Raw genomic sequence first — 10,378 nt, 5'->3', positions numbered from 1 at the left:
AAAATTGATGCTTTCTCATCATTCGCATTTGCTGACATCCTTGCCAAGCCTGATCACACCCAACGGATTTCGCAAATGACCACGCTCGTACGGATCTCCCGACATGCCATCGCTGGTGCCATGCTCCTTGGCATTGCCTGCGCTCCGTCGTTTGCCGTTGCCGCCGACAAGATCACGCTGCTGTCGAGTTGGTTCGCGCAGGCCGAGCATGGCGGCTTCTATCAAGCCAAGGCGACAGGCCTGTACGAGAAGGCCGGCCTCGACGTCGCCATCAAGATGGGCGGTCCGCAGGTGAACGGTATGCAGCTTCTGCTCGGCGGCGAAGCCGACGTCATCATGGGCTACGACATCCAAGTGCTGCAGTCGATCGGGAAGGGCCTGCCCGTCGTCACCATCGGTGCGTCATTTCAAAAGGATCTGCAGGGCATGATGACGCATGATGACGTCAAGAGCCTCGCGGACCTCAAAGGCAAGGACATCCTGATCGCGAGCTCCAGTCACTCCACCTTCTGGCCGTGGCTGAAGACCAGGTTTGGCTTTGCCGAAAACCAGGCCAAGGCTTACACGTTCAACCTTCAACCTTTCTTTGCAGACGCCAACGTCGCCCAGCAGGCGTATCCCTCATCCGAGCCGTTCCAGGCGTTGCAGAAGGGCGTAGCGGTCAACTTCTTCCTGTTCGCGGATGACGGCTATCCCCCTTACGGCACGACGATGGTGACCACGACCAAGCTGGTCGCGGAGAAGCCGGACGTGCTGAAGCGTTTCGTGCGCGCGTCGATGGAGGGCTGGAAGAGCTATCTGACCGACGATCCCGCCGCTGCCAACGCACTGATCAAGGCAGATAACCCGAAGATGACCGATGATCAGATCGCCTTCGGCGTCAAGCGCATGAAGGAATTGAAGGTGGTCGATGGCGGCGATGCCCAGACCATGGGCATCGGCGTGATGACCGACGCGCGCTGGAAGTCGACTTACGACTTCATGGTGGCCGGCGGCCTGCTCGACAAGAGCGTCGACTACAAGAAGGCGTTCACGACGCAGTTCATCGACGGCATGAAGATTCCGATGAACTGACACGCAGCGCAGCTGATCCCAGCTGCGCCCCCCGATACGACAGACGAACGCCGGCGATGCAACAACACAAGGCCAGTTCCGCCCTTACCGAAGTGCTGCCGCCCCTGGTGGTTGGCGTGATCATCGTCACCGCCTGGGAAACCTCCTGCCGTATCTTCGCCATTCCAGCCTACCTCTTTCCGGCGCCCAGCGCGATCGCGCAGGCGATCGTCGTCGACACGCCGGGACTGATGCGGGAGCTGTGGAGCACGTTGAAAGTCGCGCTGACCGCGCTTGGTCTCGCAACCATGATCGGCTCGGCCCTGGCTTTCCTGTTTGTGCAGAACAGGTTGATCGAGCGCAGCTTCTTCCCCTACGCCGTCATCATGCAGGTGACGCCGATCGTTGCCATTGCCCCATTGATCATCATCCTGGTGAAAAATACGCAGGTCGCGCTGATCATCTGCGCCACAATCATTGCCGTCTTTCCGATCATCTCCAACACCACCATCGGCCTTCGCAGTATCGAGAGCGGCCACCAGAACCTGTTCGCCATCAACCGTGCCACACGCCTGCAGAGCCTCCTCTATCTGCGCATACCGAGCGCCCTGCCGTTCTTTTTCGCCGGCTTGCGCGTCGCCAGCGGCCTCGCACTGATCGGCGCGGTGGTAGCCGAATTCGTCGCCGGCACCGGCGGCCGCAGCGCAGGCCTCGCCTATGAGATCCTGCAGTCCGGGTTCCAGCTCGACATACCCCGCATGTTCGCTGCGCTGTTCCTGATCACCATCACCGGCATCGCTCTGTTTCTGGCGATGGCCGCCCTGTCGAAGCTGGCGCTCGGCCGCTGGCACGACAGCGAGTTCGAGCGGGACGGCTGATGTCCCGCGAGTTGCCCGCAACACAACACGTCCCGACGAGGTTCGCATGCTGACCACCAAGCAGAAGGTGCTGCGCCGTTTCTGGTACGCGGTGATGCCGCTCTCCGACCTCGCGGACGGACCGAGGCCGTTCCGTCTGCTCGATGAGGACATCGTGCTGTTCCTCGGTCCAGATGGAAGCCCGGCCGCGCTCAGAGACCGCTGTTGCCACCGCACCGCCAAGCTCTCGAGAGGCTGGTGCAAGGACGGGCAAATCGTGTGTGGCTATCACGGCTGGACCTACGACTCCACCGGCAAGCTCGTGCACGTCCCGCAATTTCCGGTGCAGCAGGAAGTGCCGAATCTGTCGACGCCCGCCTATCACTGCCAAGCGCGCTACGGCTATGCCTGGGTGGCGCTTGACGAGCCGCTGGCGCCGATCTTCGAGGTGCCCGAGGACAGGGACCCGTCGTTCCGCTACGTGCCGCAGTTCTACGAAGTCTGGAACACCTCGGCCCTGCGGATGATGGAGAACTCCTTCGACAACGCCCACTTCGCCTTCGTGCATCAGGGGACATTCGGCCAGGCCGACCAGCCGCTCCCTGACAAGTACGAGATCACGGAAACTGACTACGGGTTCGAAGCCGAGACGCTGATCACCGTCATCAATCCACCGATCCAGCATCGGATATCTGGAACTGACGCCGCCACCACCACGCGTCACATGCGCAACAAATGGTACATGCCGTTTTGCCGCCGGCTCGACATCGAATATCCGTCCGGCCTTCGCCACATTATCTTCAACTCGGCGACGCCGATCGACGACAGCCATATCCAGTTGGTGCAGTGGCTTTACCGCAACGACACAGAAGAGGACTGCCCGGCGCAGCTCCTGAACGACTGGGACTACAAGATCACGCGGGAGGACAAGGACATCATCGAGTCCACCGACTACGACACCCCCATTGACGTCGGTCGCCGCGCCGAGGCCAACATGGTGTCGGACCGGCCCGGCATGATCATGCGCAAGCGGCTGATGAAGCTCCTCGAAGACCACGGCGAGGCGGAGGTCTATCGCGCCGCTTGACCCTCCGATTGCAGGTCGCCACACATGTCCGACGCCACCCTGTCCATGCCAAACATTCTCGCTGCCGCGTGCTACCCGATCAAGGCCCTGCTCGCCGACATCGGCGATATCGCGACGAGCCTCGATCCGGCCGATCTGCGGCGGAAGTCGCGCGACTACTACTGGTATTCGCCAATCCTCGCCACCCGGTTGAGAGACAAGGTTGCAGACATCATCATCACGCCGCGCGACGAGGCCGACGTGGTCCGCGTCGCCGCCGCCTGCTATCGCCATCGCATCCCGCTCACCGTGCGGGGGGGCGCGACCGGAAACTATGGTCAATGCGTGCCGCTCGAAGGCGGTGTTCTGCTCGACATGGCCGCCATGAACCGCATCGAATGGCAGACGCCGGGTATCGTCCGCGTCCAGGCCGGCGCCAAGCTGTTCGACATCGACGCGCAGACCCGGCAGCTCGGTTGGGAGCTCCGCATGCATCCGTCCACCAAGCGCATGGCGCAGATTGGCGGCTTCGTCGCCGGAGGATCCGGGGGCATCGGCAGCGTCACCTTTGGCGGCATGCGCGAGCCCGGCAACATCCTCGCCGCGCGTATCGTCACCGTAGAGGAGACGCCGCGCGTGATCGAGCTGCGCGGCGACGCGGCGCAGAAGATCAGCCGCGCCTACGGCACAACAGGCATCATCACGGTGCTGGAAATGCCGCTGGCGCCGGCGCTGCCATGGATCGACGTGATCGTTGCCTTTGACGACTTCGCTGAGTCAATCCGCTTCGGTCACGCTATCGCAATGGCGGACGGCGTCGTCAAGAAGCTGCTGGCGCCGATCGAGTGGCCGCTACCGCAGAACTTCGCCGGCCTTCGCCAGTATTGCCCTGATGGCAAGGCTGTGCTGCTCGGCATGATCGGATCGATGTCGATCGAGAGCTTCGAGACGCTGCTCGACTCATTCGGCGGTACCCTCACCTACAAGGCGCCGAGCGAGGACGTGCTTACGAAGGTGCCGCTCTACGAGCATAGCTGGAACCACTGCACGCTGCAGACGTTCAAGGTCGATCGCAGCATCACCTACCTGCAGGTGCTCTATCCACACAACCGCATCGTCGAGGCGGCCGCAGAGATCGGCGCCCGGTTCGAAGGCGAGGTGATGCAGCACCTCGAATTCATCCGCATCAACGGACTAATGACCGCGAGCGGACTCCCCGTGATCCGCTATTCGACGCCGGAACGCCTCGACGAGATCATGGCAGCCTATGAAGCACTCGGAATCATGATTGCCAATCCGCATGTTGTTACGCTGGAGGACGGCAGCCGATACAAGCGCGTCGACGCCGACCAGCTGAGCTTCAAGCATGAGGTGGATCCGCTCGGCTTGCTCAATCCGGGCAAGATGCGCAGCTTCGTTCCGCGCTTGCCGGGGGCGCAGCAATGAATGTCATGCCCATGTTCGAGGCGAAGCCTCCCGAGCTCGGCGCTGCGCCCGCCCCATCGCGCGCATTGCTGCAGCTTGCGGGCGTCTCCAAGACCTTCACCAACAGGACGCTGGCGCTTGAGGGCGTTGACCTGACCGTCCGGCCCGGCGAGTTCCTCACCTTGCTCGGAGCGTCGGGCTGCGGAAAGTCCACGCTCCTGAAGATGATCGCCGGCCTCAGCGCGCCCACGACCGGTACCATCGACTGGCCGACCTCGACCTACGATGCGCGCGGCGAGCCCGACCGCTCGCTCGGCTTCGTGTTCCAGGAACCGACGCTGCTGCCTTGGCGGACGGTGTTCGACAACGTCTATCTGCCGCTGATGCTCGGCGGCGCGCGTCGCCGGGATGTGCGCGAGCGCATCATGGAAGTACTGGCGCAGGTCGGCCTCACGCGCTTTGCCGACGCTTATCCGCGCGAGCTCTCGGGCGGCATGCGAATGCGTGTCTCGGTGGCTCGTGCCATGGCGACCAACCCGCGCATCCTGTTGATGGACGAACCTTTCGCCGCGCTGGACGAAATCACTCGCACGAAGCTCAACAACGATCTTCTGCAACTGTTTACGAAGAACAACCTCACGGTGATCTTCGTAACCCACAGCGTCTACGAATCGGTCTATCTGTCGTCGCGGATCGCGGTGATGCGCGCACGGCCCGGCCGCATGAGCACCGAGATCGCGATATCCGCACCCTACCCACGCAACGAAGACTTCCGCGTCTCGCCGGTCTACAACGACTATTGCCGACGCGCTTCGGAGGCGCTGCGCCAAGCCATGGCGCAGAGCACCGACGAGCCGGAGTGAACACGGTGCTCCGCCATCTCGTCCCTGCGGGAATCCGCAAGCCGTTTGCCAATTACAGCCATGCGGTCGAAGTACAGGGCGGCACACGGCTGCTCTTCTGCTCGGGCCAACTCGGCATCTCGGCGAACGACTGTATCCCGGAGGGCGTTGAAGAGCAGTCGGCGCTCTGCTTTGAGGCCATCGGCTTGTGCCTAGCCGAAGCCGGCATGGGCTTTTGCGACCTCGTACGCATCAACGCCTATGTTACGGATCGCGCATGCATGGCGCCCTATATGGCCGTGCGCGATCGCTACGTGGCACTGCCGGCACGGGCCTCGACCCTGATGATCGTCAGCGGCTTTACGCGACCGGAGTTCAAGGTCGAAATCGAGGCCCTTGCGGCGAAGTGACGGCCGCAGCGCACGAATGCTTTTGTCGCGATTTCAATTGCATACCCGATCAGTATACGAGCCCTATGCATTTGGCTCCAAGGCCATTGGCGTCCTAGACATGGAGTCGGCGCGCCAGATGCGGCATCTGGCACCGGCACAACCATCGCACGTTGCTTCGCGGCCGAGACCGCAACGGTCGTGCGGGTCGCTCGCCAGCGCTACCGGCGGGAGTACAAAATCGCGGCAAATCTCAGTTTGGCGGACAAAATCACAGCGAGGGAGCGACTCGAACCCGAACGATCTGGTTTTGGTTCTGCAGCAAGCGGTATGTTGCTGCGACGGGCAGAACAGGTTTGTCCGTTTTGCTCGCTCTAATTTCCGATTCTACGACGAGCAAGTAATCGACCTGTCCCATCGGATCTGCGCGCTGTATCGAATGGGGTGAAGATACAGAAACAAGGGAAAAACCGAACAGCAAGCTGGTGGTCCCCGCCCACAAAAAAAGCGTCGCACGAAACCCGTTTGTTCTCGGCGACCACCCCGCGAAGGTCTTGGAAAATAAGGACTTTCCAATGGTGGGCGCACCAGGGCTCGAACCTGGGACCCGCTGATTAAGAGTCAGCTGCTCTACCAACTGAGCTATGCGCCCGGAACTTGTCCGGAAATGACCCTCGCAAGAGAGGCCGTCGTTTAGCAAAGCGATTCCGCGATGTCCAGCAAGCAGGCGCAAGTTTTCCCGACTTTTACGAAGCCGAAAGGCCGCCGGATTCCGGCGGCCTTTCATGGGCTTGGCGAAAGCGTTGGCGGCAGGCCGTCAAAGCCGGCCGGAGCGCTCCTGATCCGGACCGTCGTCGCGGTCGAAACGGTCGTGGTCCATGCCGCGGCCTCCGTGTTCCCAGCGGTCCATGCCGCGCTCGAGGCGGTGGCGGCGCCAACCCTCGGCACCGAACCCACGCCCCTCCATATGGGTAAGCATGGAAAGCCGCCGCTTCTGGCCGTCGTCGAGCGTCTTGTAGAGCGGGTCGGCGGCATCGGCGATCCTCTTCAGCGAGGTCGCGGTCGCAGCCATGTTGTCGGCACGCTCGCGCAGGCGCGCGACCGGATCGTCCGGCTTCTGGGCCTTGTCCGCGTCGGTCTTATCCGCAGCCATCCGCGCATTGGCGCGATCCATCCGCATCTTGGCGAAGTCGCGCACCGCGGCTTCCACCGGCGGCCACAGCTTCTCCTGGTCCGCGGTAAGCTTCAGTCCGGCGTGGACCGCGGCGATCCGCGCGTCGAGGAAGGCGGCCCGATCCTCGGGGCTCATCCGCATATGGCCATGAAACCACGGGCGATGCTGTGCATAGACCACGGTCGAACCAGCAATCGTGAGCGCCGCGACGCCGGCGAGCAGAACTTTCTTCATCGAAACCTCCTTTGAAGGTTGCTTGAAGATGATGCCGCTCGCCCTCGCCTTCAACTTACGGATTGGACAGAGAGGCATCCCTTACCAAGATGTAATCCGCTTCATTGCCCGCCAGAAATATCCAAAGCGCAAGTGTTGCGCTTTGATTCAGATCATTCCCAATAGCCGCGGCAGCCACAGCGAGATCTCCGGCACGTAGGTGATCAGGCCGAGGAACGCCAGCATCGCGCATAGCCACGGCAGCACCGCGATCGTGATCTCAGAGATGCCCATCTTGGCGATGCTGCTCGCGATGTAGAGGTTGAGTCCGACCGGCGGATGGCACAGCCCGACCTCGGTGTTGACGATCATCAGGATGCCGAGATGCACCGGATGCACGCCGAGCTTGGTCGCCAGCGGAAACAGGATCGGCGCCATGATGAGCAGGATCGACGACGGATCCATCACGTTGCCGGCGAGCAGCAGGATGACGTTGACGACCAACAAGAACATCCACACCGAGAAGTTCTTGTCGATGATCCAGGCCGCCATCTCCTGCGGGATCTGCTCATGCGTCATCAGGAACGAGAACAGCACCGCGTTGGTGATGATGTAGAGCAGCATCGAGCTCATGCTCGCCGCCTGCAGCAGCACCTTCGGCACCTCGGAGAGCTTCAACTCCTTGTAGACGAACACGGTGATGAAGAAAGCGTAGGTGGCCGCAACTGCAGCCGCTTCGGTCGGCGTGAAGATGCCGCCATAGATGCCGCCGAGCACGATCGCAATCAGCAAGAGGCCCCAGATGCTCTCGCGGAACGCCTTGAACTGCTGGGCGATGGTCGCGCGCGGCATCTTCGGATAGCCGTTGCGCTGGGCGACGAAGAAGGTCACCGCGGCCAGCATCAGCGCGAGCAGCACGCCCGGCACGATGCCGGCCATGAACAGCGCGCCGATCGAGGTGTTGGTGGAGACGCCGTACAGCACCAGGATGATCGAGGGCGGCACCAGGATGCCGAGCGCGCCCGAGGTCGAGATCACGCCGACGCCGAAGCGCTTCGGATAGCCGTGATCGACCATCGCCGGCATCATGATCGAGCCGATCGCGACCACGGTGGCGACGCTCGATCCCGAGATCGCCGCGAACATCGCGCAGGCCGCGACGCCGGCAAGGCCAAGGCCGCCGGGCAGATGGCCGACTAATGAGGTCGTGAACGCGATCATGCGCCGCGCGACGCCGCCGCGGGTCAGGAAGGTGCCGGCGAGGATGAAGAACGGGATCGCCATGATGCCGAAATTGTCGAGGCCCGAAAACAGCTTCAGGCCGACGCTCTCGATCGGCACCTCGGTCATCGTGAACAGGAAGGTGAGCACGGTCAGGCCGAGCGAAATCGAGATCGGCATGCCCGTCAGCATCAAGGCAAAAAGCAGTCCGAAGATAAGTGCGGCGCTCATCACGCTTCTCCAAGCGCGACGGGCGCGGTCTTGCTGGTCTCGACGCCGTCGACATGGGAGGCGTCATGGTGCGGCAGCTCGCCGGTCCGCCAGTAGGTCCAGCACACCTGCAGGAAGCGGAAGCACATCAGATAGGAGCCGAGCGGGATGCAGGCGTAGACGATCCAGCTCGGGATCTCCATGTCGGGCGAGACCTGGTCGGTGTGCATCAGCTCGAACACGAACTTGGCACCCATGGTGCCGACGATCGCGGTGAACAGCGCGCCGCCGAGCAGGCCGAAGGTGATGGTGCGCTTGCGCCAGTAATCGTTGAGGCGGTTGATCAGCACGTCGACGCCGACATGGATGCCGGTGCGCACGCCATAGGCGGCGCCGAACTTCGCCATCCAGATGAACATGTAGATGCAGAGTTCCTGCGACCAGGCGAGATTGATGCCGAACAGATACGGATAGAGCACGGGAACGTCGACCAGGAAGCGGTGCACCACCGTGATGAAGGTCAGCAGGGTCGCGGCGCCCATCAGGCTCGCGATGATGATTTCCTCGAGCCGGTCCAGAATTTTCAGCAGCATTGATCTCCCCTGTCATGGCCGCCCCAACGGCCAGAGCGTTGTCTCCCTCTCCCCGTTCTTACGGGGTCGGGACGAGCTACGCTCGCCCTGAGAGGGTTGGGTGGAGGGCTGCTTCCGCGCACACGACAAGCACTGCGTGCGCGGAGATTCCCCCTCACCCGGAATTCAAGCTCCGCTCGAATTCCGACCTCTCCCCGCAGGCGGGGCGAGGTGAAGCACGCCTCAGTTCATCGGGCTGCGGCCCGTCTCCTTGAGGAATTCGTCGATCAGCGGCTGGCCGACGCGCGAGGCCACGTCCTTGTAGACCGGCAGCATCGCCTTACGCATCGCCTCATCCTGCTCCGGCGTCAAGGTCACGATCTCGGTCTTGCCGGCCTTCTTGATCTCGGCAAGCGCGTCTTCGTTCTCCTTGGCCGACTGGCTGTTGCCGAACTCGGTGGCTTCCTTCATCGCCTTGGAGAGCTCGTCGCGGATATCGCCCGGCAGACCGTCCCAGAACTTCTTGTTCACGACCACGACGTAGCCGATGTAACCGTGGTTGGTGACGGTGGCGTACTTCTGCACCTCATGCATTTTCTGGGTGTAGATGTTCGACCAGGTGTTCTCCTGGCCGTCGACCACGCCGGTCTGCAGCGCCTGGTAGACGTCCGAGAACGCCATCACCTGCGGTATAGAACCGAGCGCGCGGAACTGGGCCTCCAGCACCTTCGACGACTGGATGCGGAACTTGAGCCCCTTGTAATCGGACGGCGCGACCAGCTTCTTGTTCGCGCTCATCTGCTTGAAGCCGTTGTCCCAATAGGCGAGACCGGTCATGCCCTTGGAATCCAGCTTCTTGAGCAGCTGGGCGCCGAGCGGACCGTCGGTCACCTTGCGCAGCGATTTCAGGTCGGGGAGGATGTAGGGCAGATCGAAGACTTCGAATTCCTTGATGCCGATCGGGCCGAACTTCGAGTTCGACGGCGCCAGCATCTGCACCGCGCCGAGCTGCAGCGCCTCGAGTTCTTCCTTGTCCTTGTACAGCGTCGAGTTCGGATAGACCTCGACCTTCACCTTGCCGCCGGTGTACTTCTCGGCGAGCTCCTTGAACTTGTCGGCCGCCTTGCCCTTCGGCGTATCCGAGGCCACCACGTGGCTGAATTTGAGGACGATCGGCGACTGCGCCGAGGCCGGTCCGACAAAGGTCAAGGCCGCGATCGACGCCGCAACCAAAATGAATTTACGCATGTTTCCTCCCGCGTAATTGCGGAGCACGAATACCGGCCCCGAGACATCCGGTCGCACCATTACAGAGAAGCAACGATGATTGCCATTGCCCCTTTAGCAGGGGCTGAT

10 protein-coding genes and 1 tRNA gene are annotated in these 10,378 nt (G+C 62.2%); 6 read left to right on the top strand and 5 right to left on the bottom strand.

The window, feature by feature from the left end; genetic code table 11:
- The first annotated feature begins 75 nt into the window (after positions 1–75).
- Genes AC628_RS05620 through AC628_RS05595 form a run of 6 tightly spaced genes read left to right on the top strand, consistent with a single transcriptional unit; the run spans position 76 to position 5,653 of the window.
- On the top strand, positions 76–1,074 hold the full coding sequence (locus AC628_RS05620; RefSeq protein WP_074125741.1) for an ABC transporter substrate-binding protein: 999 nt from the start codon (positions 76–78) through the stop codon (positions 1,072–1,074).
- 56 nt (positions 1,075–1,130) lie between these two features.
- Positions 1,131–1,931 (top strand): ABC transporter permease, encoded by an 801-nt coding sequence (locus tag AC628_RS05615; RefSeq protein WP_074125740.1) that lies wholly within the window; start codon positions 1,131–1,133, stop codon positions 1,929–1,931.
- Positions 1,932–1,977: 46 nt separating this feature from the next.
- Entirely contained in the window at positions 1,978–2,997 is a 1,020-nt protein-coding gene (locus AC628_RS05610; RefSeq protein WP_074125739.1) for an aromatic ring-hydroxylating dioxygenase subunit alpha, read from the top strand.
- Positions 2,998–3,021: 24 nt separating this feature from the next.
- Positions 3,022–4,422, top strand: a complete 1,401-nt coding sequence (locus AC628_RS05605; RefSeq protein WP_245321040.1) for an FAD-binding oxidoreductase — start codon at positions 3,022–3,024, stop codon at positions 4,420–4,422.
- The gene (locus AC628_RS05600) at positions 4,419–5,264 is read left to right on the top strand and encodes an ABC transporter ATP-binding protein (protein ID WP_083632599.1); all 846 of its coding nucleotides are present in this window, start codon (positions 4,419–4,421) and stop codon (positions 5,262–5,264) included. The genes AC628_RS05605 and AC628_RS05600 overlap by 4 nt, the downstream gene beginning before the upstream one ends.
- A 5-nt stretch (positions 5,265–5,269) precedes the next feature.
- The gene (locus AC628_RS05595; RefSeq protein ID WP_074125747.1) at positions 5,270–5,653 is read left to right on the top strand and encodes a RidA family protein; all 384 of its coding nucleotides are present in this window, start codon (positions 5,270–5,272) and stop codon (positions 5,651–5,653) included.
- Positions 5,654–6,208: 555 nt separating this feature from the next.
- On the opposite strand, the gene AC628_RS05590 is transcribed toward AC628_RS05595, so the two are convergent.
- The 5 genes from AC628_RS05590 to AC628_RS05570 all read right to left on the bottom strand — a co-directional run bounded on the left by AC628_RS05590 (position 6,209) and on the right by AC628_RS05570 (position 10,270).
- Positions 6,209–6,284: transfer RNA gene (locus AC628_RS05590), tRNA-Lys, on the bottom strand.
- A 165-nt stretch (positions 6,285–6,449) separates the two neighbouring features.
- Positions 6,450–7,040 carry a Spy/CpxP family protein refolding chaperone gene (locus AC628_RS05585; protein WP_074125746.1) on the bottom strand — a complete coding sequence of 197 codons (591 nt, stop codon included), beginning with the start codon at positions 7,038–7,040 and terminating at the stop codon, positions 6,450–6,452.
- A gap of 147 nt (positions 7,041–7,187) precedes the next feature.
- Positions 7,188–8,471, bottom strand: coding sequence for a TRAP transporter large permease (locus AC628_RS05580; protein WP_074125738.1), 1,284 nt, complete (start codon positions 8,469–8,471; stop codon positions 7,188–7,190).
- Positions 8,471–9,043: a TRAP transporter small permease gene (locus AC628_RS05575; RefSeq protein WP_074125737.1), complete on the bottom strand. Its 573-nt coding sequence runs from the start codon at positions 9,041–9,043 to the stop codon at positions 8,471–8,473. The genes AC628_RS05580 and AC628_RS05575 overlap by 1 nt, the downstream gene beginning before the upstream one ends.
- Before the next feature lie 222 nt (positions 9,044–9,265).
- Positions 9,266–10,270: a TRAP transporter substrate-binding protein gene (locus tag AC628_RS05570; protein ID WP_074125745.1), complete on the bottom strand. Its 1,005-nt coding sequence runs from the start codon at positions 10,268–10,270 to the stop codon at positions 9,266–9,268.
- Positions 10,271–10,378 lie beyond the last annotated feature (108 nt).

Origin of the sequence: Bradyrhizobium sp. NAS96.2 (genome assembly GCF_001908235.1) — a bacterium.
GTDB lineage: Bacteria > Pseudomonadota > Alphaproteobacteria > Rhizobiales > Xanthobacteraceae > Bradyrhizobium.
Note: the sequence above shows the minus strand (reverse complement) of the source record. Positions and strands in the feature narration are given on the sequence as shown.